We start from the raw sequence: 26153 nt of genomic DNA, 5'->3' as shown, positions 1-26153 counted from the left end.
TATGGGTAACTTTTAAGTTTGTTCACATAAAAAAGAAAACCCCTGCCATCAGTAGTGACAAGGGTTTTGGCTTTTAGTAAGTGGAAAGGAATTGTTCTCTTTCCCAAGGGTGAACTTGGGAACGGAACATGTCCCATTCAATTTCTTTTGCTTCAGCAAAGTGTTCAATAGCATGGGAGCCGATTGCATTAACAAGTGTTTCATCAGCAAGAAGATTATCAAGTGCTACTCTTAGGTCAGCAGGAAGGTCTTTAATACCTTCTTCTTCCCGTTCTTCTTTACCCATCACATAAATGTTACGATCTGTCGGCTCTGGAGCACTTAGTTTTCTCTTGATACCGTCAAGTCCAGAAGCAAGCATGGATGCCATTGCAAGGTATGGATTTGCTGCAGGGTCCGGACTTCTTACTTCAACACGAGTACTCATTCCACGTGATGACGGAATACGTACAAGCGGACTTCTATTTCTAAGAGACCAAGCTACATATACTGGTGCTTCAAAGCCTGGAACTAGACGCTTATAAGAATTAACAATTGGGTTAGTCAATGCAGTAAACGCTTGAGCGTGCTCTAAGATACCAGCTAAGAATTGCATAGCTGTTTCACTCAACTGAGAGTCCGTTTTCTTGTCATAAAATGCATTTTCTTTCCCTTTAAATAAAGACATATTGCAGTGCATACCGGAACCGTTCACACCGAATAGAGGTTTAGGCATAAAGGTTGCGTGTAGTCCATGCTTTCTAGCAATTGTTTTAACAACAAGTTTAAATGTTTGGATATTGTCGCATGTTGTTACCGCATCAGCATATTTAAAGTCAATTTCATGCTGTCCAGGAGCTACTTCGTGGTGAGAAGCTTCGATTTCAAAGCCCATGTCTTCAAGTTCCAATACAATATCACGACGGCAATTTTCACCAAGGTCCGTTGGAGCAAGGTCAAAATAACCACCTTTATCATTCAATTCCATTGTCGGTTCGCCGTTTTCATCGTTTTTGAAGAGGAAGAATTCCGGCTCTGGTCCAATATTAAAGTCAGTAAAGCCAAGATCTTCTGCTTCTTTCAATACACGCTTCAATACGCCGCGCGGATCCCCTTCAAATGGTGTTGGCTCTGCCCCAGGAGGTCCTGGTTCATATATGTCGCAAATAAGGCGTGCAACCTTGCCTTTTTCCGGTGTCCATGGAAATACAACCCATGTATCAAGATCCGGATATAAGTACATATCAGATTCTTCAATTCGAACAAAACCTTCAATAGAAGATCCGTCAAACATCATTAGGTTATCAAGTGCTTTATCAAGTTGATCTACCGGTATTTCTACGTTTTTAATAATTCCCTGTAAATCCGTAAACTGTAAACGAATAAATTTTACGTTTTCTTCTTCAGCCATTTTTTGAATGTCTTTTTTTGTATAACTATTGGCCATGTTTTGAGACTCCTCTCTTTTAATAAAAATAATATGAAATCTTTTGTTAATGAACAAAAGAATATTCATCTCTCTTAATGGAAAAATCGTGAAAGCTGCCCTTGAATCATAGATGATTTTCCTTGTGCACCAGCCATCATCACTTCTTTTTGCAAGTGTTGACGAAGCTCTTTATCACTCATGCTTTCTGTATTCTTCAAAGCAGAAGCTGGCTTATCGTGTGTTTTCTCAGCGCGAAGTTCAAAGATTTCTTTAATCCCTGATAGATTCACGCCTCTTTCAATCAGACTTCTGATTTCCAACAGTTTGTCTACATCATTAAACGAGAATAATCGTTGATTTCCTTCTGATCTTGAAGGATAAATCAATCCATGCTCTTCGTAATAGCGAATTTGACGAGCAGACAACTCCGTCAGTTTCTTCACGATGCTGATAGGAAATAAAGGCATATTACGCCGGATATGATCATTCATCTGGCTGCCTCCTTTCCCTAAGAAGTTAAGTTAATCCTACATGATGTGAGGTTTTTAGTCAATAGCATGTTAACTATTTTCACATCAAATTTTAATATTACTGAAATGACGGGAGTTCAATTAATTGCTCTTTCATTAAGGTTTCTAATCCATACATAACTGCAAATTTAACATGAGCAGTCGTTAAACCGCCTTGAACATATGCAGTATAAGGCGCTCTAATTGGTCCATCCGCCGAAAGCTCTATGCTTGAGCCTTGAATGAATGCCCCGGCTGCCATAATAACTTCATCCTCATAGCCAGGCATAGCAGATGGTTGAGGGGTAACCCTGGAATCAACCGGCGATGCTTCTTGAATTGCCTGACAAAAACGAATCATTCTCTCCTTATTTTCAAACATAACAGCTTGAATAAGGTCAGTCCTTGATTCGTTCGACGCGGGGACGGTTTTTAAACCTGCTTCTTCTAACAGTGATGCGGTGAAATGCGCTCCTTTTAAGGCTTCGGACACAACATGAGGAGCCATAAACACTCCTTGATACATTTCTAATAAACTATTTAAAGTAGCCCCCCCTTCTAAACCTATTCCTGGTGCTGCGAAACGAGCGGAGGCTTGTTCGATATAATCTGCTTTTCCTGCAACATACCCTCCTGTCCGTACCAAACCGCCTCCTGGATTTTTTATTAAAGATCCAGCTAGTAAATCAGCACCGACATGACCTGGTTCTATTTCTTCCACGAATTCTCCATAACAATTATCGACGAATATAATAAGGTCCGGCTTTACCTTTTTCAATTTAGCAATAATATCTTTTATATAACTTATATTCATAGATGGGCGATCAGCGTAACCTTTAGAACGCTGCAATGCCACAACTTTAGTGTTGGTTTGTAAATGATTTACTAACGTATCGGCATCGGGATAACCATGTTTATCTAAAGGAGCAGCATGACTTGAAATTCCAAATTCTTTCATTGTGCCTTTTTCATTACCAGATATTCCTATAGCCGTTTCTAACGTATCGTATGGTTTCCCAGCATATAATAGATGATCTCCAGGACGCAAAACCCCAAACAGTGCAGCCGTTATCGCATGTGTTCCTGATATGAACTGGGGACGTACGATAGCCATTTCGGTTCCAAATATTTTAGCGTATATACGATCTAGCGTTTCCCGACCTGTATCATCATATCCATATCCCGTTGAAGATTGAAAATGAAAGGCAGAGACACCTTCTTCTTTAAATATACGTAAGATTTTCATTTGATTCTTTTCTGCCGTCTGTTCGACAGCGGTTATATTGTCTTTAATTTTTGCTTGGGCTGCGAAAGACAACGATTGCAGTTCTTGTGAAAAACTCATGCTATGACCAACTTTCTACACGTCCTGTACGTATTTTTTTATGACTCCATTTACTGGATGGTCTTTTAGAACATATCCTTTATATTCGAAACAATTTGTTTCTTCATCGAGCTGTTCTTGTTGAATCATTGTATACTGTTGAATATCTGAGAGACTCTTTCCATCTTGAACAGGAATTTTTACTTGATAATAGTTCATCTGCTCTTTGACAGTTTTTTCCATTAATTCGCTTAAAGCCATAATATCGTCATCGTTATAAGCAGACAAGTAAAGATAAGGATTATCTGCCTCAGGAAATGTTATTGTTTCCTGTAATTGATCGCTTTTATTAAATACAGTAATAACGGGAATAGATTGGGCATCTAATTCTTTTAAGAGCTTGTCCACTGTTTGCATCTGCGATAGCGCTTCTGAATGAGAAGCATCTACAACATGAAGCAATATGTCTGCTTCTTTTACCTCTTCAAGTGTTGATCGAAAAGCAGCCACAAGTGTCGTTGGTAAATCTCTAATAAAGCCAACCGTATCTGTTAAAAGAACAGGATAACCTGAAGGCAGTGTCATTTTTCTCGTGAGAGGATCGAGCGTCGCAAACAATAAGTTTTCCTGAAACGTTTGGGCACCAGACAACTTAGTCAATAACGTTGATTTACCAGCATTGGTATATCCTACAAGAGCAAATTGAACTGTTTTATTATTGCGTCGTTGTTTTCGATAACTTTCACGATGAGCTTGAACATCCGCTAATCGCTTCTTTAAATCGTCCATCTTTTTCAATATATAACGGCGGTCTGTTTCTAATTTTGTTTCACCGGGCCCTCGTGTTCCTATGCCGCCCCCAAGTCTAGATAAGGTGTGACCTTGACCTGCTAGACGTGGTAACAAATAAGACAGTTGTGCCAACTCTACTTGAATATTTCCTTCTTTCGTATGAGCTCTACTCGCAAAAATGTCAAGTATCATTTGAGTTCTATCAATCACTCGTACATTCATTTCTCTATCCAAATTCCGAACCTGACCCGGCGATAGTTCATCATTAAACACAATTAAATCTGCTTTTGTTTCCGTTACTTTTTCGATTAATTCAGATACTTTACCTTTTCCGATGTACGTAGCCGGCTCCGGTCGATCACGAAGTTGAACAATTTCTCCGACGATTTCACCTTGGGCTGTATTAACAAGTGCTTTTAACTCCTCCATCGACATTTGAAATTGTTGTTCATTCATTTTAGGAAACCGACACCCTACAATAATAACTTTTTCCTTCATATATGCACTCCTTATTCCTCATAAATTAGTAAGTCGCGTGTTTCTAAGGTCATCAATACTTTTTTATTTAATTGTTCTCCTTGTTCGAGCAGACGAAGAGCGTGCTGCCTTATCATTCGTTCCACTAGGTTACGAACATATCTTCCATTATGACTGACATAAGGATAGTCTAGGGTTTGGAAATGACTGTGAAGCTTATTCAACAACGATTCCGTTGGTTGATAGTCTTTTTCTGCCATCATTCGTTTACTCAATTCAAGCATATCGGAACCGGAAAAATTTTGAAAGGTTAAAGTGTTGGGAAACCTTGAAGGCAACCCGGGATTTAACTTCAAAAATTGTTTCATTTCTTCTGGATACCCAGCAAGTATAAGGATAAACTTGTGTTGATTATCTTCCATTGCTTTCACTAATGCATCAACAGCTTCCCGTCCAAAATCTTTCTCTCCTCCACGTGCCAAAGAATAGGCTTCATCGATAAAAAGAATACCCCCTTCTGCTTTTTTTATTATATCTTTCGTCTTTTGAGCCGTTTGACCAATATATTCTCCAACCAGATCTGCTCTATCCGCTTCAATAAAATGCCCTTTTTCAATAATTTTCATTTCTTTAAGCATATCTGCCATAATTCTTGCAATCGTTGTTTTACCAGTTCCTGGATTACCTATAAAAAGCATATGGTAATTTTGCTGTGTCGTTTCAAGCTCTAGGTTCGCTCTGCTTTCATTTACATAAACAAGGGCATACATTTCTCTAATAAAATCCTTAACGTGTTGCATTCCAATCATACCGCTTAGTTTTTTTTCTGCTTTTAGCAAGGGATAATGCTGATCAGGAGAAAGCAACGTTTTTTCTTCCTTTGATAATTCTTTGTCCGTTGCAGTTAGCGTTATTTGTATTTTCTCCCGGCCTTTTGTGTGTACCATCACAGAAATCCCCTCTTTCTAAAGAATACGGGCTTTTACCCATATTATACGCACAAAGAGCTGATTGGTGATTGCACTATCTGCTATAATGAAATCAAAACCTCGTAGAAAAGAGGGCTGACTTTTAATGACTAGACTAGGTTTTAATTTGCCTTCAGATGCTGAAAAATTCCTTAATCATTTGATGACACACGGGCGTAAGGAAAGTACCATTATTCGATACCGATATGATTTAACTGATTTCTTTCGGTATATCGCAATAACTTCGGGAGAAGATGCAGTGTGTAAAACCTCTTCCATCACCCCGCATATTGTAGAAGGATATTTTTACATATTGGAATCAAACAGACAATATCAAATACGTACATTAAAAAGAATACAAACAGTTCTTAAACAATATATTTCTTTTTTAAAAACATCAGGTAAGATGAATATAAACCCGATGGCTTCTCTGTCTTTAGATGATTCTATATGGAACGAATTACACGCTGATGAATTATTGAAACGAGGAGAAGAAAAAAAGCTGATAGACGGCATACAATCTGACCTCGGTCTATCTGATAAACAAAAGGCCGCAAGACCTATGCTTGCTCCTCGAAATTTGGTCATCATACACTGGTTTTTATATCATGGATTAAGGTTACATGAGTTATCATCGTTAACAATCGGAGATATTAATCAGGGGCAGGGCTATTTATCCATTTCCGAAAACACCGGTAATCCCCGTGTCATTTCATTATCTAAAAAAGATCAAACGTTGTTATATCATTATCTACAGGCTATACCTGCCGTAATACGTCCGTTTATGGAACACCACCCTTTATTCGTCGCTTTTGACTTTCAACGTCAAACTTATCGGTGGAGTTATGAATTAGATATGCCAAAACATTTAACAGAAATCGCCATTCAGAAGATGATAAGAGAAGAAAGAAAACGGGTTGGTATTAACCGTTCTATTTCTGCAAGACATTTTCGTAATACTTTTATTGTTCGTTCGTTAGAAAAAGGGTACACGACAAAACAATTGAAAGAGAAACTTGGATTAAATACTATTCTTACCCTGAACAAATATATCGAATATGTAGAAAACATTAGTCAAAAATAGGGAAAAGCTTCCGGTCTATACCGAAAGCTTTTTATTAATCCTATCAACATACAATATATACTTATGTCTTCGTTGATGCGTTTTCAGTATCTGGTTCCAACTGTATTGAGATTTGACGTTGCGGTGCGAAAGTAGAGATTGCGTGCTTGTAAACCAACTGTTGTTTCCCGTCACTGTCCAATACAACCGTAAAATTATCGAATGCTTTTACATGGCCTCTCAATTGGAAACCGTTAAGTAAAAAAACGGTGACAGGGATTTTTTCTTTACGTAAAGTGTTTAAAAATTGATCTTGAATATTTACCGGCTGTTTCATTTCAATTCGTCCCCCTCATCATTCTCTAATTACTACTATTCGACGATATATAATATTTTCCTTCTATAAACCGAATCATTTTTTGTATTTTTTCATGTTTATTTTCATATGTCATTTCAAACCATTCCACATCTTCTTTATTACGAAACCAAGTGAGCTGTCGTTTGGCATAATGCCGTGAATTTTTTTTCAACTGTGAAACAGCCGAGTCCATGGAACAATCACCTCTAAAATACGGAAAAAACTCTTTATAACCGATTGCTTGTGCAGCCTGAGATTCGGGAGGGAATGTTTCAAACAACCACCTAGCTTCATCAATGATTCCCTTATCGACCATCTCATCTACTCGTTGGTTGATACGAGCATAAAGGTTGTCCCTATCCATCGTTAAACCAATCATCACAAGGTCATATGGTGAATCTTTATTTTCTTGTTCTGTAAATGACTGTTTGGTATGTCCCGTTAAGTGATAAATTTCCAAGGCACGAATTATTTTTTTTACATTGTGAGGGTGAATGACACGAGCGCTCTCTTCATCCACAGATTTCAATTGTTCATGCAAAACGGATACACCTTGTTCTGCTACAATATTTTCCATGTTTTTGCGAAATGATGCATCAGATGGTGCATCTTGAAATTCCAAGTCTCTTGTTACCGCACGTATGTAAAACCCGGTTCCGCCTACGATAAAAGGAACTTTTCCTTTACTATTTATTTCTTTGATTTTCTCCGCTGCTGCTTGCTTAAAATCAGCAGCAGAATAAGTATCAGACGGCGTTAATTCGTCAACAAAATGGTGGGGAATCTGATTGCGTTCTGCTTTTGATACTTTTGCTGTTCCTATATCAAGACCTTTGTAAATTTGCATAGAATCTCCACTTATAATTTCCCCATTGAAATATGAGGCAAGTTGCATTCCTACTTCTGACTTCCCCACTGCTGTAGGGCCTGCTATAACAATCACTTTATCTTTACTCATCCCTCTTCTCCTTTTCGAAAAACAGCATAAGAAAAGGAAGCCCCTTTTCTGCGACTGAACATAAAACCAAACGAAGCAAGATCCTCATAAAGGTTTGAACATTTTACAACCACGCGTTTTTTAGCTACCCTGATTGCTGCTTGAATAGCTTCTTTTTTCAGCGATTCGTTCACCGCAAACTTTCGTAATGGTCCTAAATGAACCGAATTCAAGACTGGTTGCTCAAACATTGGATCAAAATAAATGATATCATAACTATTGTCCGGCAGTTTATGTAATAAATCAAGATGTTCTCCTGTTCTTACATTAATCCTCCTCATTGCTTTATTAAATGCTTCATCATCTTCCTCCCAATGATTCAAGCCTTTCCTAACTAGATGAGCAATATACGGATGTGATTCAATAGCTGCCACTTTTCCTTGTTTCCCTGCTACTGCACTCATAAGAACACTATCTGAGCCTAGTCCCATCGTTGCATCAAGACATGACATACCAACGTGTAATTGCATCGCTTCAATCATCGGGTCAGTACCGCCTTGTTGAAGACGTTGAAATCGAATCCAAGCCATACTTGGATGAAACATAAATGGTTGAGTAGCATCAGGATGGTATAGTTTATCTTGTTTATTTCCTATAACATATATAGATTCATTCGTTTCATTCATCCATTTATTTAACGACCTCTTTTTTCTCGGTTCAAAACGGAGATTCCATTTATCAGCCAATCGATTTGCTTCTTCCTTCTCTTCGTATGAGCTTGATTTCGCTGTCGTCAGAATCATATATTATCCTTTCTTCTTTCAGGTGTGCTCCAATATATTCAAGTATGACCAGAACACCCGTAGCATCAGCACAATCTTTTCTGATCTTATAAAAAATCCCTCTATACGCATATAAAGGGATTAAAAACTTTTGTTTTTTAGTGGTCGGATTGTGATTGTTTTAATAAGAAGATGGCCATTATGATACTTATAAAGATAGCAAAACCAGCCACACTTAAAACGATAATAAGATCTAAGGCAGTCATGTACAAACTTCCCTTCCAAAAACTTTTGGTTTCATTTTAACATGACGCTCTTTATCATTTTTCCCGAAAATGTGACGAAGATTCGAACATTTTTATGGACGCATTTCCTTTTACATAATCCGTTTGAACATTTTTTCCATGTCATAACTGGAAAAATGGATAATAATCGGTCTGCCGTGCGGACAAGTGAAGGGAATGTCGCATTTACGAAGACTTTCAATTAAAGATATCATTTCATCTTCACGTAAATGACGATTAGCTTTAATAGCTGCTTTACAAGACATGAGTATGGCAGCATCTTCTCTTAGTTTTGAAATACTTATTTTTTTATCCAACATTAATTGCTCTAACAGTTCCCTAATCGTACTTTCTTCTTCTCCACTAGGAAACCAGGCAGGATAAGTGGTCACTCGATAAGTGCGGTAACCGAATGGCTCTAAGAAAACCCCTACCTCTGCAAGTTCCTTCTGATACGATTGGACAATCATATCCTCTTCTGGCGATAACTCCAGCGTTAACGGAATAATTAAATCTTGGGTTTGAGAGTTCGTTTCTCCAATTTTGTCACGATAAAATTCATAATAAATTCGTTCTTGGGCAGCATGTTGATCAATAATATAAAGTCCTTTTTCGTTTTGGGTCAAAATATAAGTCCCATGCATTTGTCCAATCGGTTCCAACGTTGGTACTCGATCTTGTGTTGATTGTTCGACACCTGGTGAATTCGTTAATTCATCGTCAAAAGTCTCACTATCATCTTGATAACTGTTATATTCCTGCTCTGACGACACAGCTGGTGAAGATTCTTTCGTGACATTTTGTAAAGGTTCCCGTTGTTGGGCGCTTGTTGAAACCGATGTATCATAAAATTGTTGACTTACTGGGTAATCTTCCGGTCTTTCAGATGAAGCCGTTCGTTGTTCAAAATGTAATGGTACTTGTTCTGTTACTTGTCGTTTTGTTCGCGACTGATCAACATCGGGAATTAATGTTACTTGTGTAAGTTGTGTCCTTATTGCTTCTTCAATTATATTCAACAATTCTTTTTCTTTACTTATACGAACTTCTAGTTTAGCCGGGTGGACGTTAACATCGATTAATACTGGGTCCATTTGGATGTGTAATACAACTAATGGATGTCGTCCAATTGGAAGCAAAGTATGGTACGCATTTTCAATCGCTTTAACTAGCGGATAATGTCTCACATACCTGCCATTTATAAAGGTGGAAATGTATTGACGTGAGGCTCGGTTTATTTCTGGTTTTGCAACATAACCTTCTACTTTATAATCCATCGATTGATTATTTATTTTTAAAAATTGGCTAGCAGTTTGACGACCGTAAATACCAGCTAGAACGGCTTGAATATCTCCGTTGCCATTTGTAAATAATAACTGCCTGTCGTTATGTGACAATCTAAAGGATATGGAGGGATTAGCAAGGGCTAGACGGTTCACAATATCACTGATATTACCAATTTCAGTGTTTATCGTCTTCAAATATTTTAACCGAGCTGGTGTGTTAAAGAACAAATCTCGTACCGTTATTTCCGTCCCTTTTCTACCTTTCGCAGACGCAAAAGTGATTCGTTTTCCTCCTTGATATCGAATTAACGTTCCAGCATCTTGACCGGTCCCTGTTTCGAGTTCTAAATTGGAGACTGCAGCGATACTCGGGAGTGCTTCTCCGCGAAAACCAAGTGTCGCTATTTTAAATAAGTCTTTTTCCGTTTGTATTTTACTCGTTGCATGTCTTAAAAATGCGATTTTGGCATCTTCTTTTTCCATCCCGCTTCCGTTATCAACAACCCGTATTTTAGATAATCCGCCTTCTTCAATTTGAATATCGATTCTGGTGCTATTTGCATCTATTGCATTTTCAATTAATTCTTTGACAATAGACGCAGGGCGTTCGACGACTTCCCCGGCTGCGATTTTATTTGATAATTCATCCGAAAGTTTTTTTATCGCTGCCATTACTCGATCCCCCTTTTATGATCGTAATTTTTGTTGATATTTATATAAAGTTTCCAAAGCTTCAATTGGTGACATACGTAAAATATCCGTTTGTTTTAGATCTTTGATAATCGTTTCTGTTTCTTTTGTCACGTTGTCCTCGTGAGAATATTGTTCTTCGGGTTGAAACAAAGCTAATTGTTCCGGTTGTTCTTCGTGTTTTTGTATAGACGTCGGAATAGTATTTTCCACCTGACTAGAAGACAAATGCTCCTCTTTTTCAACGGTAACGGTATCTCTAGCCGAACTATTACTCGATTCAAACTGATGAAGCAATGTCTCGGCCCGTTCGAGAACGTCTTTTGGCAAATCAGCAAGCTTTGCAACGTAAATACCATAACTTCGATCTGCTTTTCCTTGTTCTACCTTATGCAAAAACACTATTTCTCCATTTTCTTCGACAGCACGTACATGAACATTTTTTAACTTATCCAAGGTATTGGACAACGAAGTTAACTCATGGTAATGCGTTGAAAACAGAGTTTTTGCACCAACCTCATTGTGAATATACTCGACAATAGATTGAGCTAGTGCCATACCGTCATACGTTGATGTACCACGGCCTATTTCATCTAAAAGAATTAAACTGTCTGGTGTTGCCAATGAGAGTGCTTGTCTAGTCTCCAACATTTCAACCATAAAAGTACTTTGACCTGAAGACAAATCATCCGCTGCTCCAATCCGCGTGAACACTTGATCAAATACAGGTAAATTGGCAGAAAGTGCCGGTACAAAACAGCCTGATTGTGCCATAATAGAGATAAGTGCTATTTGACGCATATACGTACTTTTTCCTGCCATATTAGGACCCGTAATTAATAGCATCTGCTGATTGCTATCCAAATCAATATCATTTGCGACATAATCCCCGCGGTCTAATACTTGCTCAACTACAGGATGCCGTCCTTCTCGAATCGAAAGTGTGTGTTCTTGAGAAAATTCAGGGCGAACATATTGATGGCGCTCACTCACAAGGGAAAATCCTTGCAGTACATCTATTTCACTAACAATGCGAGCTGTATGCTGAAGGGGATACAAGTACGATTTCACTTTCTCTCTTATTTCTAAAAATAGTTGATATTCTAATTGAGTGCTATGCTCTTCAGCCCCTAAAATGAGAGATTCTTTCTCTTTCAACTCCGGAGTGACATAACGTTCAGCGTTTGTAAGTGTTTGTTTACGCTCGTAACGCCCTTCTGGCAGAAAAGGAATATTTGCTTTAGTTACTTCAATATAATAACCAAACACCCGGTTAAAACCGACTTTTAACGATTTAATTCCTGTCTCTTCTCGTTCTTCTTGTTCGAGTCTTGAAATCCACTCTTTCCCATTTCTGCTTGCTTCTTTATATTCGTCAAGTTTGGCATTATAACCCGTCTTTATTAGACCACCTTCTGTAATAGAGATTGGCGGATCATCGGTCAAACTTTCTTCTAATAATTGACGCAGTTCGGTAAAGTCATCAGCCCGCTCGGTTAACTCTTCTACGTATGAATTGTTCAGTTTTTCTAAGAGCTGAAACAAATCCGGGAGTTCTTGCAGTGAACGTCGCAACTGAACTAATTCCCGCGCGTTAACGTTTCCATAAGAAGTTTTTCCCGCAAGCCGCTCTAAATCATATACGTGACGAAGCCGATCTCTTAACTCTTCTCTTTCAAAATAATGATCCAAAAGGGACTGCACGAGGGAATGACGGTTATTAATATCGGTTGTGTTCAATAGCGGCTCTTCTATCCATTTTTTCACAAGCCTGCCACCCATCGCAGTTACGGTTTGATCCATCAGCCATAGTAATGAGCCCTTTTTTTATTTTCCATCATTGTTTCTGTTAATTCCAAATTCCTGCGTGAATGTAAATCTAACTGCATGCGCTCATTTGGATTGTAAACATGTAACGGTTGTAAGTGAGCCAGCGCCCTTTTTTGGGTGCGTTTAAAGTAATTTGTCAAAATCGCAAATGCTGTTTCTAATCTTTTATCAACGTTACCGGTTATTAATTGTTTAAATTCCGACTGTAATTCTGTGTCATCTTCTTCTGAAAAAACGATGGACGACATAGCTAGTTCCTCGCCTTCAAAAAAAGATGGAACGACAAGTTCTTTAATGTCAGATCGCAGTATTTCACGCTTCCATTCAATAATATCTTCATTCAAAACCGCACCTGTTGTTTCTCCGGTCGTTAAATCGGCCTTTACAAATGCAGCACTTTGACCTGAAAAAGGATACAGTGCAGCAATGAAATTGTTCTCTTTTTCCTGTATTGATTTTCCTTCCATCACTGTTCCAGGTGTAACTATTTGAACAACCTCTCGTTTGACGACACCCTTAGCTGTTTTTGGATCCTCGACCTGCTCACAAATGGCTATCTTAAATCCTCTTTCAATCAGCGTCGATATATAATGCTCGGCTGAATGATACGGTACACCGCACATAGGAATGTGCTGCTCATTTTTGCTTCCTCTTCTCGTAAGTGTAATTTCTAATTCTTGTGCGGCTTTAATAGCATCATCGAAAAAGAGTTCATAAAAGTCACCAAGCCGATAAAATAAAAAAGTGTCTTCATATTCGGATTTTATTTGTTTATATTGCTTCATCATCGGCGTTTCTTCTGACAAAATTGATTCCTCCACTACTCGTTATGTATCTTGTTATTATATCATACGCCTGCAATATATAGGAAAAGCCCGACTCATCATTTGAGCCAGGCAAGAATGAATATTATTGATTTTTATCTTCTAAAAAGTCGGTATCAATTTTTTTCAATTCTTCTTCAGATACCTGTTCTTCCCACTTCACATTTTTATAATCGTCGTCTTCAGCATCCGGATGTATTTGAATACAAACTTTTGTTTCTCCAACAATTTCTGCTGAAAATTCTTTTTCCACTTCTACTTCTACTTCTTTTCCCTTTTCTCCGATAGATGCTTCCAACGTATTCGGCTGCTTGATAGCACGAGCGATAACGTCTACTTCATCTCCAATTAATTCTTTTTGTTTCATCTTCAATGGGACGACTTCAGTATAAGAAACATTGTCGGTGATGACGTCTGTTTTCGTATTGTCGTCATATGAGTACCAAACATTAACGTCATAGCTTCCAATTACTTCAACAGAATCACCTTTTCGATCTGCTTCATACTCATGATTAATAATCCAGCAGCCAAGAATACTCGATGGCTTTTGAGGCGGCTTAATAAAATGGGTATCTTTGCAATTCTTTTTCCCTTTCCCACACACTGCTTTTGTTACAATCTCACGATATCTAGCATCATTTTCCGACGGCATGTATTACCCTCCTTTTTAATTAGAAAAGCTCGGCTAGCTACCGAAAACTCATAGTTAAAGCCGAAGATCTTCCTATACTGTTCACTATTAAAACTATTCGTCTCACAGTGAATTATACGAATGCATTCCGATTTGAAAACATTCACTATCGTTCTTGTTTAACTATATGCAAGACAACCGTCTAAGTTGCCCATTTTATTTGTTCATTTATTATATGATTTTAATATATAAATACAGTACGTGAAATTTTATCAATGCGTAAAAATTCCTCTGGCTGTTTTATTACAACCAGAGGAATTCGTTAGATTATATAGCCTCAGCCATTTTTAATATCCATGAACGGACTTTTATCCGTTGTTCCATTTAGTTTATCCCCGCCTGTTGACTCAATAATTTCATCGGTCACTGTGTTAGAGATAGTAGTGGATACAAGCTGCAATAGCTGGTTCACATCTTTTTGACTTTGTTGGAACTCTTGGACAATAGGAATACTTTCTATTTCATTGTTGAGATCCTCAAGTTCTTTTTCTGCTTTTTTCAATGCTTCTTGTTTTTCGTAATGTTGCAGGTTTACAGCTTCTTTTTGTTTATTTTTTATCATTTGAATCAGTTCCTGCACACGCACATTTCTATTAATTTGAGATTCAGCACGTTTAAAAAAATCTACTTCCTCTGTTTCAGAAATAAGTTTCCCTAACTCTCTTGCTTTATCAAGCACTTCATTTTTTGAATAAACCTCTTCACTCATCATTGATTCACCTCTGCTGTTTCTAACATTTCGCCGTTAAGCGACCATGTTTTAGCTTCATTAATCTTTGCATATACGATGTTACCGATACAGGATTTAGGACCTTGAAAATTGACAAGCTTGTTCGTTCGAGTGCGTCCCGACAAAACGTCTGCGTTTTTCTTGCTTTCTCCTTCGACGAGAACTTCAACAATTTCACCTTCAAGTTCTTTATTTCTACGTGCAGAAATTTCGTTGACGACTTCGTTCAAACGTTTTAAGCGATCTTTTTTTACATCCATTGGTACATTGTCTTCAAATTGCGCTGCCGGTGTTTTGTCTCGTGGTGAATAAATGTACGTAAAAGCACTGTCATAATCCATTTCTTTCATTAAAGATAATGTATCCTGAAACTGTTCTTCTGTTTCATTAGGAAAACCAACAATAATATCTGTTGTAAATGACGCATGAGGAATCGCTGTTTTTATTTTATCAGCCAGTTCTACATAGTGCTCTCTTGTATATTTTCGTCCCATTAATTTTAACACTTCATTATTTCCAGATTGAACCGGAAGATGGATATGTTCCACCAAGTTTCCACCTTTTGATAGCACCTGAATTAAATAATCATCAAAATCGCGTGGATGACTTGTCGTGAAACGAATTCGCGGAATATCAATTTGATGCAGCGCATCCATCAAATCTCCGAGACCATACTCTATATCAAGGTCTTTTCCATACGCATTCACGTTTTGGCCAAGAAGGGTGATTTCTTTATAACCTTGACGCGCAAGATCACGAACTTCGGCTATAATATCTTCCGGAAGACGACTGCGTTCTTTTCCTCTTGTATAAGGAACGATGCAATACGTACAAAATTTATCACAGCCGTACATAATATTTACCCAAGCCTGTGTCTTTCCTGCCCGTTTACGCGGCATGTTCTCGACAACATCGCCTTCTTTTGACCATACTTCAATGACCATTTCTTTACCTTGTATAGCATCCCACAATAGATGCGGCATCCGGTGAATATTGTGTGTACCAAAAATTAAATCTATATGCTGATGCTTTTGCATAATTCGGTTCACGACTGATTCTTCTTGAGACATACAGCCACACACACCTAAAATCAGTTCTGGCTTTTCTTGTTTTAACGATTTTAAGTGTCCAATTTCTCCAAAGACTTTATTTTCAGCATTTTCACGTATCGCACACGTATTTAAGAAAATAACATCGGCTTCTTGTGTATCATCGGTTTCAGTAAAACCCATATCCTCAAGAATTCCAGCCATATTTTCTGTATCGTGAACATTCATCTGACAGCCATACGTTCGAATAAGATAATGCTTCCCTAGACCAATCCCTTGCATTTCAGGTGGAATCGAGAAGTCATAATGAACCTCAACATCTTCTCTACCACGGCGTCTTCCTTTTTTATGATCCGGCTGTTCATTGATTAAAATACTGCGACCACCAATTTTCATAAATTGCTTGCCGCTTTCATCTTCTTCCATTTTAGCGCCGGAAAAGTCGAAATATTTACTGTAATCTGAGTTAGCCTTCGTATCTTCGCCACTTACGGATTTTATGTCCGATGGAGAAGTTTCGGACTGCTGTTTTTTACGTTGTTCTTCATTCATCGATTGTCTTCCTTTCTATTTTTCCGATACTAACCATGTATAGTAATATTGTTTCTTATACAATAAAGACTTCCCTTGAAATTATACCGCCTATAAACACGGAAAACAATAGTAGTGCGCCGCTCGTGAAACGACGCACTATGTCTAAGCTTGTCTATTTAATTTGCAGAGAGCGATAACGGTTTATCGCAGCAGCAAGTTCGTATCGACGCGGCCAGGCTAAATCTCCTGGATGTTTTCCTTGGAAAGGAGAAACAATATCGAGTCCTTCTTTTTCTATTTGATTTTCTAACAAACGCAAGATATCTTCTAGTGCTGCTTCATTACCTAGTTCTCGCACAGCATGACGAATCATTGCAGCAATAGCATTCGTTTGACTTGGATTGAGCAACTGTTCAACACCTGAAAGTTCGATATTATTACTACCATACATAATGGTATGAAGTCCTTTACCGCTAACTTTTTCTTTTTTCCCTTTTCTCGCATCAAAACTACTTAACTTGATGGTTCGATTCGTAATGTCACCGAACGTCATTCCTGCTTCTGTTTTACGATCTGTTCCAAAATCCTTAGCTATATTTTTTGCCTTTGTAGTGACATCTTTCGGCACATATTCTTCCATCATTACGACGCAATCAGCAACATCAAAATAATCACCAGCACCGCCAACTACCAAAATTGTCGATACACTATGTTCTTCATGCAATGCCCTTACCTTATCTATAAATGGTGTGATTGGTTCTTTTTCTTTTGAAACCAGTGCCTGCATACGTCCATCTCGAATCATAAAATTAGTTGCACTGGTGTCTTCATCCATTAACAAACATGTTGTTCCTGCCTCAAGACTTTCTATAATATTGGCCGCTTGGGACGTACTTCCACTTGCGTTTTCTGTTGAGAATGTGCGTGTATCTTTTTGATTCGGAAGATTAGATATAAACGGGGAAATATTAACTCCAGAAACGCTGCGACCATCTTCAGCACGAACCTTACAAGCTGTATCGTTTGTAAGGACAAATTCACGGCCGTCTCCCGCACGATGGTTGTATACGCCCCTTTCAATTGCTTCAAGCAACGTACTTTTACCGTGATAACCTCCGCCGACTATTATATTGATACCTTCTTTTAAGGCCATTCCTTTTATCTGTTCTCCGTGCGGCAAATCTATTTCTACTTCTAGGGTAGATGGCGACTTAAATGAAACAACATTGCTCGTTTGCAATGGCTTATTACTTATTCCACTTTCTCTTGGTAATACCGATCCATTGGCAACGAACGTAATAAAATTATTTTGATGAAGATAGTCACGAATCGCTTCTTGTTGATCGGCAAGCTTCCAACATTCCTCTAATTCTTGTTTTTGAAAGCGCGTCACTGCATGATGAATAATATTTGGCAAATCCTTCGTCAATCGTTCTTTTGCTTGTTTTCCAAGAATTGTCCTTCCTCTCGCTGGGAAATGAATGGATAAACGAATATCCACTACATCTTGCTTTAATACAACAGCCGTACGATCTAGGACTTCTTGTCCCGGGCCATCAATCATAATTGCCTTTCGTTGGTTGTTTTTATTCAGTTCTTTTTGAATCTCGCGAGCCAAAAAGTCAATAGTTGCAATGCGACGAGCACTTGTTTTATCACTCTCGTCGTTTAATCCTAAATCTTTTCTTTTCATTACAACTCGCGCACGCGTCGGGCTCGCATATGGATCAGCTTGCACATGATCAATATGTAAAGTAAATTCACGAAATGAATATTTTCCTAACGTATCATTATATGCTTTATATCCTTTGTTATCGATTCTGTCCAATATATTAATTAATTGCTGCATCTTCGATTTCTCCTTTCTTTCTTCCCTTTGACTACTGACTCATTCAAAATATGTTAACTTTTCCTTTATAGTTTACCTGCTTTATCTCTTCTTTAGCAAACGACATATGAAATAGAAAAACCCGGAATATCCGAGTATTGATCGGGTCCGGGTTGGAGTTTAAACCTATCATGTTTTAACGGGGCTCTATAATTAACTTAATAGCTGTTCTTTCTTCACCGTCAATTTGAATGTCCGTAAAAGCAGGAATGCATATGAGGTCAATACCGCTTGGAGCCACAAAACCACGAGCAATCGCAACCGCCTTGATTGATTGATTAAGAGCACCTGCACCAATGGCTTGAATTTCAGCAGCGCCTCTTTCTCGAATAACTCCCGCTAATGCGCCGGCAACAGAGTTTGGAGTGGATTTGGCTGATACTTTTAATACTTCCATTTGTAGTACCTCCTTATGTGGAATAATGCCCCTCTTTACTTTATATTCATGATATTCCCTCAATATTCCTTCTTTATAAGTATATTATTTTATAAGGAATTTGAATAGTTATTCAAAAAACGGTTGATCTTCACTAATTTGTAGGCGTTCTATTTTTTTAGTCTTACCCGTTTTAGGGTCAGCCTCTATAAGGATTCCATTTAATTGTTCCCGTCCATCAGCAACTTCAAACCTAACCGGTAGGTTTGTCAAAAATTTATTAATGATATTTTCCTTTTCCATTCCTAATATACCGTCCATAGGGCCTGTCATTCCTACATCACTTATATACCCTGTTCCTTTAGGCAATATTCGATTATCTGCTGTCTGTACATGTGTATGAGTTCCTGCAACAGCTGTTACTCGTCCATCCAGGAACCATCCCATCGCTTGTTTTTCACTTGTCGTTTCCGCATGAAAATCGACAAAAATATAGGAAGTTCGTTTTTCAACTTCTTTCAAAATCGAATCTGCTTTTTTAAACGGACAATCATTGGGCTGCATAAATGTTCTTCCTATCAAATTAACAACAGCTATTTCCAGTTCGTTGACTTTAATAATGGTGTAACCTTGACCAGGTGTTTCCTCCGGATAATTAGCGGGACGAATCATGGAAGAAGCGTGCTCAATAAATTCAAATATTTCCTTATTGTCCCACGTGTGGTTACCAAGAGTCACAGCTTGAGCTCCTTTTTCTAAAAAGCCTTTATAAATTTTTTCTGTAATTCCTTTCCCACCAGCTGCATTTTCTCCATTCACAATGGTTACAGCCGGTTTATGCTTTTTCTTTAATTTCGGTAGGTATTCATCTACCATCTGTCGTCCCGGCTTTCCAACGACATCACCTATAAACAATAATTTCATCTATATATCCCCTTTTTTGCTAGGTCACTTGCCATTCTTTTATAACAAATGAAGAGTGGAATAGCAAATACTGAATAGTAAAAAATAAAGCGGCGAGATGCCGCTTTATTTTGCATATTCTACTGCTCTCGTTTCTCGAATAACAGTAACCCGGATATGCCCCGGATAATCTAATTCATTTTCGATTTGTTTTGTAATATCCCTCGCTAAACGATGAGCAATCATATCATCAACCAAATCAGGTTTTACCATGATTCTTACTTCTCGTCCCGCTTGAATAGCATAAGTTTTCTCTACGCCTTCGAATGACTCTGCAATTTCTTCGAGTTTTTCCAAACGACGAATGTATGTTTCAAGCGTTTCACGTCTAGCTCCTGGTCTTGCCGCGGACAAAGTATCAGCAGCTGCCACAAGCGTTGATATAACAGATGTGGCTTCTGTATCTCCATGGTGAGAAGCGATACTGTTAATCACAACTTCGTGCTCATTGTATTTTTGTCCTAATTCCACACCGATTTCCACGTGACTGCCTTCCACTTCATGGTCAATTGCTTTTCCAATATCGTGAAGCAATCCGGCTCGTTTTGCCAACTGCTCATCTTCTCCAAGTTCAGCAGCCATCAAAGCTGTTAAATGAGCAACTTCCATCGAATGTTTAAGGACGTTTTGCCCGTAACTTGAACGGAATTTCATTCGACCAAGAATTTTAATCAAATCAGGATGTAGTCCGTGAATACCCATTTCAAATGTTGCCTCTTCGCCATATTCGCGAATGGCATCATCTACTTCACGGCGTGACTTTTCAACCATTTCTTCAATACGTGCAGGATGAATTCGGCCGTCTTGTACCAGTTTATCAAGAGCCGTACGTGCCACTTCTCGGCGGATTGGGTCAAAACCAGACAGGATGACCGCTTCCGGTGTATCATCTATGATAAGATCAATCCCTGTTAATGTCTCAAGTGCACGTATGTTCCTGCCCTCTCTACCAATAATTCGTCCTTTCATTTCATCGTTTGGCAGATTAACTACAGAAACCGTTGTCTCGGCAATATGATCGGCTGCACATCGTTGAATTGCCAACGAAAGAATTTGACGAGCCTTCTTGTCTGCTTCTTCTTTCGCTTTATCTGTATATTCTTTTACCATCAAAGCAGAATCGTGTTCAAGCTCTTTTTTCATATCATTTTTAATAATTTCTTTAGCTTCATCACGAGACATTCCTGAAATTCTTTCTAATTCTTCTTGTTGCTTTGTTAAAATCTCCTCCACTTTGCTGTTTTGTTCATCTACCTGTCGTTGTTTGTCGGCGAGAGATTCTTCTCTCTTTTCCAACGATTCCTCTTTCTTGTCCAAAGTTTCGCTCTTACGGTCAAGAATCTCTTCTTTTTGCATTAAGCGGTTTTCTTGCTTTTGAACTTCATTTTTACGTTCACGTAAATCTTGATCTGCTTCTTCACGAAGCTTATGCGCTTCATCTTTAGCTTCCAAAATCGCTTCTTTTTTACTTGATTCTGCTTGGCGCTCCGCATCATCAATGATTTGTTTAGAAGCTTGTTCCGCGCTGGCAATTTTCGCTTCTGCTATCGATTTACGAACAAAATAACCAATCAATCCACTCAAAGCTGCAACGACAACAAGCAAAATGGAGATGAGAAAGATATTATCCAAGTCTTTTCACCTCCTCTTGCTATCTGTTTGTTTGAACCCTTGTTTTCAGCTCATTGCCATCATAAAGGGGCATGTTTCATTTGTGAATCCATACAGCATAAACGAATAATGAATGTTTCTTTGACGTGGTGTCGACCGGTTGCGCTACAAAAGGCCAAGACCTTTTGCTAATTCCATCATCAATAAAAAGCAATGGCTCCAATTTGGTAAACATTCCATTATGCTTTATAAGCACCATTCTATTTAATTGTATCCTTCCACACTAGACATGTCAACACTTGGCAAAGGTGTATCCCTTCTCTTACAATCACTTGAGACATACTTTCACCCTACAAATAATGTAAACTAGGTTCTCATTTTTTTATGTTTTACACAGAAAGGAAACTGACCCCAAAGGTCGGTGAACGACGATTGAGGTCAGCCCTGTTGTTTCTTTATTCATTATTTTCAACGTTTAAAGGCAATCCGTCTTCTTCAGTGTCTGTCTCGGCTTGGATGGAATCAAGATCGTGATAATCTCTTATACTTTTTTCAATCGCGTTCGTTACTTCTTTATTTTCTTTTAAAAATTGCTTTGCATTTTCTCTACCTTGGCCTAAACGGTCCCCTTCATAAGAATACCATGCTCCGCTTTTTTGAATAATCTCAAGTTCCGCTCCCATATCTAATATAGAACCTTCGCGAGAAATACCTTCACCATACATGATATCCACTTCTGCCTGTTTAAATGGAGGGGCTACCTTGTTTTTCACTACTTTTACTCGAGTCTTATTCCCTACCATTTCATTTCCTTGTTTCAATGTTTCCGCACGACGTACTTCTAATCTTACACTCGAGTAGAATTTCAGTGCCCGACCGCCGGTTGTTGTTTCTGGACTCCCAAACATCACCCCGACCTTTTCACGGATCTGGTTAATGAACATAGCAATCGAGTTTGATTTACTGATTGCGCCAGAAAGCTTCCGCAGTGCTTGGGACATTAGTCTTGCCTGTAGACCGACATGACTGTCTCCCATCTCTCCTTCAATTTCTGCTTTTGGTACAAGCGCCGCAACAGAATCGACAACAATAATATCCACAGCTGCACTTCGAACGAGAGCTTCTGCTATTTCAAGCGCCTGTTCACCTGTATCAGGCTGAGACAATAGCAATTCATCTATATCGACTCCTAAATTTTGCGCATATACAGGATCTAGTGCGTGCTCTGCATCAATAAAAGCAGCCTGCCCGCCTTGACGCTGAATTTCCGCGATAGAATGAAGTGCAACAGTTGTCTTACCAGATGATTCAGGACCAAATACTTCCACAATACGTCCTCGTGGGTAACCGCCTACACCTAAAGCCACATCGATAGCTAGCGCCCCGCTTGAATAAGTGGAAATTCTTCTTTCCGTCTGTTCTCCAAGTTTCATAATGGAACCTTTTCCAAACTGCTTCTCAATATTTCTTAACGCTTGATCCAGCGCTGTTTTTCTTTCACTCATGACCATCTCTCCTTTTTTCTAATAAAGAAAACGCACAAAATTTACATTCGAATCTGCAATAGTCTTACAGATGTATGACGTTCTTATATGTTCTATATCCGGTTGCGAATGACCTAGCGTTTAACACAACGGACTCATCTTTTTATACTCAGCCCCTGTTAAAAAGACATTAAACAACTATTTAGAACGACCATTGAAACGAAGACCGTTAATGATTCACCACCACAATTATCATACCTTTTTTTATATAGTTTGCCAATACTTTTTGCGAACATTTATTCGTCTTTTATTGTGAAGATAAAAGATACAATAGTCAAGGAAAAATATTTAACCACAGATAAATACAACACTCAAGTGTAAAACAAACTGTTCAAAGGAAACTCCTTTGAACAGTTTTAGTTCCGTTGTACTATTTAGAAGAACGTGATTGTGCAGGCGCTGTGTTGGAACGCTTTGGACGTGGCTTAGCAGGTTCAAGGTTAACTCTTGCTCCATTAATACGCGAATAACGAAGAGCTTCATAAACAAAAGGAGCAGAATCTTCCGGTACTTCAACAAACGTGAAGTTTTCAAAAATATCGATACGTCCTATTGCTTTCCCGGAAATACCTACCGCATCCGATATTTCTTGAATCAAAATTTTAGGAGTCATATTTACATTTCTTCCTACATTGATAAAGAACCGAATCATGCCCTTAGCGCCACCGGTTTCACCAAAGTTATAACCATCATTGGTTTGGGCTATAGACGCAGAAAAATTCATTTTCATTAAAGAACGGATAATATTTTTTGCGTCATATTCTGCCAAAAGTTCATCCGATATATCATCAAATAAGGATAAACTTTGTTCATCTTGAAACTGGTCAACAATTAATTTTTTCCAAGATTCCTGTTGTTTTTCCACAACTTCTTCTATGGTTGGAACATTTTGAGTAGGAATAACCATTTTAATTTCCGCTTCAATTGAACGAAGGTGTTTCATTTCCCTTGGTGTAACAAGAGTTAATGCTTGTCCTTTTCGTCCTGCTCTTCCTGTTCTGCCGATACGATGTACATAACTTTCAGGGTCCTGTGGAATATCATAATTAATAACGTGGCTTACGTTCAATACATCAATACCGCGAGCAGCAACATCTGTTGCAACTAGAAATTCAATCGTTCCTTTTCTAAATTTGTTCATCACTTCATCTCGTTGATATTGAGTTAAGTCCCCGTGCAATCCATCTGCTAAATAACCTCTAGCTTGCAGAACTTCTGCTAATTCAGAGACACCTTTTTTCGTACGGCAAAAAATAATTCCAAGCTCAGGGTCTTGGCTATCAAGAATACGGCAAAGCGATTCCTGTTTGTTGCGTTCAAGTACTTTATAATAGACTTGATCAATGGAAGGTGCAGTTACTTCACTTTTATTAACCGAAATCGTTGTTGGTTTCACCATATAACGCTTCGATAACTTTCGAATCGCTGGAGGGATTGTCGCAGAAAATAGCAAGGTTTGGCGGTCTACATTAATTTGTTTTAAAATTGTCTCAATATCGTCAATAAAACCCATATCCAACATTTCGTCTGCTTCATCAAGTACTACCGAGCGAACACGGTCCAATTTTAACGTCTTACGACGCAAATGGTCTTGAACACGTCCCGGAGTCCCAATTACAATTTGAACACCTTGTTTTAACGCTTTAATCTGATGACCAATTGATTGTCCACCATAAATAGGAAGGGTTCGAATGTTTAAATGTTTAGACAGCTTTTGCAATTCTCCAGATACTTGGATAGCCAATTCTCTGGTCGGCGTCAAAATCATTGCTTGAACATGAGATTCATCTGTTATGCGGTTAATGAGCGGAATGCCAAACGCAGCAGTCTTCCCAGTTCCGGTTTGAGCCTGCCCGATTAAGTCTTTTGATTGCAAAATCTCCGGAATCGCTTTTTCTTGAACAGGGGAAGGTTCTTCAAAACCCATTTCCCGCACTGCTTGTTTTATTTCATCTTTTACTTCAAAATCATCAAAATACGTCATTCGTTTACCACCTTTTCTTTCAATAAAAACCAGCAACCGTAATAAACCGCCAACAGACGGACGTAATCACGGTTTCCAGTGAGATTTAATAAATGTGCTGTAACATGCTCAGGACCAGCAATACCAATCCAAACCGTTCCCGGCTCCTTTCCTTCTACCGCATCAGGACCCGCTACTCCGGTAAAACTAATACCGATATCAGTACTATACAATTGACGTACACGCTCAGCCATTTGTTCTGCGCATTCTTTACTGACCGTGCCGAATTCTTCTATCACACTACTGTCTACTCTTAATACATCTGTCTTTGCTTGTTCAGAGTATACGGTCAAAGATCCTTCAAAAATATTTGAAGCACCTGGAACGTCCACTAAAGCCTTTGAAAACCAACCTCCCGTCAAGCTTTCAGCAACGGAAAGAGTTTTCCCTGTATCCTGAAAGAAACGAACGGTCTGAAAGGGAAGAGATTCTGTTTCTTTACCGTATATATAATCCCCGACTCTTTCTCTAATACGACTTTCCAATGTATCCAATAATCCTTCCGCTTCCTTACGATTAACGGCTTTGGCTGTCATTCTTACGGTAACCTCTCCATCAGAAGCAAGCGGAGCAATGGTTGGGTTGGTTTGAGCTTCAATGAGGTCGAGCAATTGCTCTTCTAATCTGGATTCTCCAATACTAAAAAAGCGGAGAACTCTTGATAGTACAAGAGAATCTTCCTCAAGCTTGTTTAATATATAGGATTTCACGTCATGTTCATACATGTGCTTTAATTCACGAGGCGGTCCCGGTAATAAAATAATGAAAGTATCTTTATATTCAATAGCCATACCGCAGGCAAGTCCGGCTCTATTATAAAACACATCAGCACCTTCTGTATAGTGAGCCTGCTTTTTGTTATTCATCGGCATTTCTTTTTGTCGTTTCTTGAAAAACTGTTCCATATTTTCAAGGGTTTTTTCATGATATTTTAATGGTTTACCGATAAAACGGGAAACGACCTCTTTTGTTAAATCATCTTGAGTCGGGCCCAACCCGCCTGTAATCATAACAACATCTGCTCGATTTGTTGCTTCATCAAGGGAAGCTAGCAATCTTTTCTCATTATCGCCCACAACAGTATGACGATAGACATTCACACCGATTCCAGCTAATTCCGTTGACAAATATTGACCATTCGTGTTTGCAATTTGTCCTAATAATAGTTCAGATCCTACTGCAATTATTTCTGCATTCATTGTTTTCCCTCCG

General features: G+C 38.5%; 20 protein-coding genes and 1 pseudogene. 1 reads left to right on the top strand and 20 read right to left on the bottom strand.

From position 1 onward, the window contains the following. Positions 1 to 73 precede the first annotated feature (73 nt). From glnA to J2S78_RS08070, 5 genes are all read right to left on the bottom strand, one after another. Entirely contained in the window at positions 74 to 1426 is a 1353-nt protein-coding gene (gene glnA / locus J2S78_RS08090; protein WP_306897651.1) for a type I glutamate--ammonia ligase, read from the bottom strand. 74 nt (positions 1427 to 1500) lie between these two features. After that, a complete protein-coding gene (locus J2S78_RS08085; protein ID WP_306897649.1) occupies positions 1501 to 1899 on the bottom strand; it encodes a MerR family transcriptional regulator in 399 nt (132 codons plus the stop codon). 97 nt (positions 1900 to 1996) lie between these two features. Next, entirely contained in the window at positions 1997 to 3262 is a 1266-nt protein-coding gene (locus J2S78_RS08080; RefSeq protein ID WP_306897647.1) for a methionine gamma-lyase family protein, read from the bottom strand. A 15-nt stretch (positions 3263 to 3277) separates the two neighbouring features. Further along, entirely contained in the window at positions 3278 to 4531 is a 1254-nt protein-coding gene (gene hflX, locus J2S78_RS08075; RefSeq protein ID WP_306897646.1) for a GTPase HflX, read from the bottom strand. Positions 4532 to 4542: 11 nt separating this feature from the next. Next, entirely contained in the window at positions 4543 to 5457 is a 915-nt protein-coding gene (locus J2S78_RS08070) for an AAA family ATPase (RefSeq protein ID WP_306897644.1), read from the bottom strand. Positions 5458 to 5584: 127 nt separating this feature from the next. Between J2S78_RS08070 and J2S78_RS08065 the strand changes: the two genes are divergently transcribed. Next, positions 5585 to 6562, top strand: coding sequence for a tyrosine-type recombinase/integrase (locus J2S78_RS08065; protein ID WP_306897643.1), 978 nt, complete (start codon positions 5585 to 5587; stop codon positions 6560 to 6562). 61 nt (positions 6563 to 6623) lie between these two features. Here J2S78_RS08065 and hfq read toward each other — a convergent pair whose 3' ends face one another. The 15 genes and pseudogenes from hfq to J2S78_RS07990 all read right to left on the bottom strand — a co-directional run bounded on the left by hfq (position 6624) and on the right by J2S78_RS07990 (position 26140). Beyond that, positions 6624 to 6878: an RNA chaperone Hfq gene (hfq, locus tag J2S78_RS08060; RefSeq protein WP_125556406.1), complete on the bottom strand. Its 255-nt coding sequence runs from the start codon at positions 6876 to 6878 to the stop codon at positions 6624 to 6626. A gap of 25 nt (positions 6879 to 6903) precedes the next feature. Next, complete coding sequence (gene miaA, locus J2S78_RS08055; protein WP_306897640.1) at positions 6904 to 7857, bottom strand: tRNA (adenosine(37)-N6)-dimethylallyltransferase MiaA; 954 nt, start codon at positions 7855 to 7857, stop codon at positions 6904 to 6906. Beyond that, the gene (locus J2S78_RS08050; RefSeq protein WP_306897639.1) at positions 7854 to 8639 is read right to left on the bottom strand and encodes a class I SAM-dependent methyltransferase; all 786 of its coding nucleotides are present in this window, start codon (positions 8637 to 8639) and stop codon (positions 7854 to 7856) included. Before J2S78_RS08050 ends, miaA begins: the two co-directional genes overlap by 4 nt. 355 nt (positions 8640 to 8994) lie before the next feature. Then, positions 8995 to 10860: a DNA mismatch repair endonuclease MutL gene (mutL, locus tag J2S78_RS08045; RefSeq protein ID WP_306897636.1), complete on the bottom strand. Its 1866-nt coding sequence runs from the start codon at positions 10858 to 10860 to the stop codon at positions 8995 to 8997. A gap of 15 nt (positions 10861 to 10875) precedes the next feature. Then, positions 10876 to 13514: pseudogene (gene mutS, locus J2S78_RS08040) on the bottom strand (DNA mismatch repair protein MutS). A 103-nt stretch (positions 13515 to 13617) separates the two neighbouring features. Then, complete coding sequence (cotE, locus tag J2S78_RS08035; protein WP_306897635.1) at positions 13618 to 14184, bottom strand: outer spore coat protein CotE; 567 nt, start codon at positions 14182 to 14184, stop codon at positions 13618 to 13620. Positions 14185 to 14500: 316 nt separating this feature from the next. Next, positions 14501 to 14932 carry a YlbF/YmcA family competence regulator gene (locus tag J2S78_RS08030; protein ID WP_306897634.1) on the bottom strand — a complete coding sequence of 144 codons (432 nt, stop codon included), beginning with the start codon at positions 14930 to 14932 and terminating at the stop codon, positions 14501 to 14503. Next, entirely contained in the window at positions 14932 to 16554 is a 1623-nt protein-coding gene (miaB, locus tag J2S78_RS08025; protein WP_306897633.1) for a tRNA (N6-isopentenyl adenosine(37)-C2)-methylthiotransferase MiaB, read from the bottom strand. The genes J2S78_RS08030 and miaB overlap by 1 nt, the downstream gene beginning before the upstream one ends. Positions 16555 to 16708: 154 nt before the next feature. Then, positions 16709 to 18385: an ABC-ATPase domain-containing protein gene (locus J2S78_RS08020; RefSeq protein ID WP_306897632.1), complete on the bottom strand. Its 1677-nt coding sequence runs from the start codon at positions 18383 to 18385 to the stop codon at positions 16709 to 16711. A gap of 175 nt (positions 18386 to 18560) precedes the next feature. Then, positions 18561 to 18821 carry a stage V sporulation protein S gene (locus tag J2S78_RS08015; RefSeq protein ID WP_125555993.1) on the bottom strand — a complete coding sequence of 87 codons (261 nt, stop codon included), beginning with the start codon at positions 18819 to 18821 and terminating at the stop codon, positions 18561 to 18563. Between the two features lie 108 nt (positions 18822 to 18929). After that, positions 18930 to 19724, bottom strand: a complete 795-nt coding sequence (locus tag J2S78_RS08010; RefSeq protein WP_306897629.1) for a TIGR00282 family metallophosphoesterase — start codon at positions 19722 to 19724, stop codon at positions 18930 to 18932. A 105-nt stretch (positions 19725 to 19829) separates the two neighbouring features. Further along, the gene (gene rny / locus J2S78_RS08005) at positions 19830 to 21395 is read right to left on the bottom strand and encodes a ribonuclease Y (protein WP_306897627.1); all 1566 of its coding nucleotides are present in this window, start codon (positions 21393 to 21395) and stop codon (positions 19830 to 19832) included. A gap of 434 nt (positions 21396 to 21829) precedes the next feature. Continuing rightward, positions 21830 to 22879 (bottom strand): recombinase RecA, encoded by a 1050-nt coding sequence (recA, locus tag J2S78_RS08000; protein ID WP_306897626.1) that lies wholly within the window; start codon positions 22877 to 22879, stop codon positions 21830 to 21832. A 409-nt stretch (positions 22880 to 23288) separates the two neighbouring features. After that, positions 23289 to 24902, bottom strand: a complete 1614-nt coding sequence (locus J2S78_RS07995; protein WP_306897624.1) for a DEAD/DEAH box helicase — start codon at positions 24900 to 24902, stop codon at positions 23289 to 23291. Continuing rightward, the gene (locus tag J2S78_RS07990; protein ID WP_306897623.1) at positions 24899 to 26140 is read right to left on the bottom strand and encodes a competence/damage-inducible protein A; all 1242 of its coding nucleotides are present in this window, start codon (positions 26138 to 26140) and stop codon (positions 24899 to 24901) included. Before J2S78_RS07990 ends, J2S78_RS07995 begins: the two co-directional genes overlap by 4 nt. Positions 26141 to 26153: the final 13 nt, after the last annotated feature.

This window comes from Salibacterium salarium (assembly GCF_030813635.1).
Taxonomy (GTDB): Bacteria; Bacillota; Bacilli; order Bacillales; family Marinococcaceae; genus Salibacterium; species Salibacterium salarium.
This window is presented reverse-complemented; position numbering and strand designations above follow the sequence as displayed.

Excerpts from the sequence above, each read along its gene's own strand:
- cotE (WP_306897635.1), bottom strand. The coding sequence starts at position 14,184 with ATGCCGTCGGAAAATGATGCTAGATATCGTGAGATTGTAACAAAAGCA.
- J2S78_RS08020 (WP_306897632.1), bottom strand. The coding sequence starts at position 18,385 with ATGCAGCAATTAATTAATATATTGGACAGAATCGATAACAAAGGATAT.
- J2S78_RS08085 (WP_306897649.1), bottom strand. The coding sequence starts at position 1,899 with ATGAATGATCATATCCGGCGTAATATGCCTTTATTTCCTATCAGCATC.
- J2S78_RS07990 (WP_306897623.1), bottom strand. The coding sequence starts at position 26,140 with ATGAATGCAGAAATAATTGCAGTAGGATCTGAACTATTATTAGGACAA.
- miaB (WP_306897633.1), bottom strand. The coding sequence starts at position 16,554 with ATGAATGAAGAACAACGTAAAAAACAGCAGTCCGAAACTTCTCCATCG.
- glnA (WP_306897651.1), bottom strand. The coding sequence starts at position 1,426 with ATGGCCAATAGTTATACAAAAAAAGACATTCAAAAAATGGCTGAAGAA.
- J2S78_RS08080 (WP_306897647.1), bottom strand. The coding sequence starts at position 3,262 with ATGAGTTTTTCACAAGAACTGCAATCGTTGTCTTTCGCAGCCCAAGCA.
- hfq (WP_125556406.1), bottom strand. The coding sequence starts at position 6,878 with ATGAAACAGCCGGTAAATATTCAAGATCAATTTTTAAACACTTTACGT.
- J2S78_RS08065 (WP_306897643.1), top strand. The coding sequence starts at position 5,585 with ATGACTAGACTAGGTTTTAATTTGCCTTCAGATGCTGAAAAATTCCTT.
- J2S78_RS08050 (WP_306897639.1), bottom strand. The coding sequence starts at position 8,639 with ATGATTCTGACGACAGCGAAATCAAGCTCATACGAAGAGAAGGAAGAA.
- mutL (WP_306897636.1), bottom strand. The coding sequence starts at position 10,860 with ATGGCAGCGATAAAAAAACTTTCGGATGAATTATCAAATAAAATCGCA.
- J2S78_RS08015 (WP_125555993.1), bottom strand. The coding sequence starts at position 18,821 with ATGGAAGTATTAAAAGTATCAGCCAAATCCACTCCAAACTCTGTTGCC.
- J2S78_RS08010 (WP_306897629.1), bottom strand. The coding sequence starts at position 19,724 with ATGAAATTATTGTTTATAGGTGATGTCGTTGGAAAGCCGGGACGACAG.
- recA (WP_306897626.1), bottom strand. The coding sequence starts at position 22,879 with ATGAGTGAAAGAAAAACAGCGCTGGATCAAGCGTTAAGAAATATTGAG.
- miaA (WP_306897640.1), bottom strand. The coding sequence starts at position 7,857 with ATGAGTAAAGATAAAGTGATTGTTATAGCAGGCCCTACAGCAGTGGGG.
- hflX (WP_306897646.1), bottom strand. The coding sequence starts at position 4,531 with ATGAAGGAAAAAGTTATTATTGTAGGGTGTCGGTTTCCTAAAATGAAT.
- J2S78_RS07995 (WP_306897624.1), bottom strand. The coding sequence starts at position 24,902 with ATGACGTATTTTGATGATTTTGAAGTAAAAGATGAAATAAAACAAGCA.
- J2S78_RS08070 (WP_306897644.1), bottom strand. The coding sequence starts at position 5,457 with ATGGTACACACAAAAGGCCGGGAGAAAATACAAATAACGCTAACTGCA.
- J2S78_RS08030 (WP_306897634.1), bottom strand. The coding sequence starts at position 14,932 with ATGAGTGAAGAGGTTTATTCAAAAAATGAAGTGCTTGATAAAGCAAGA.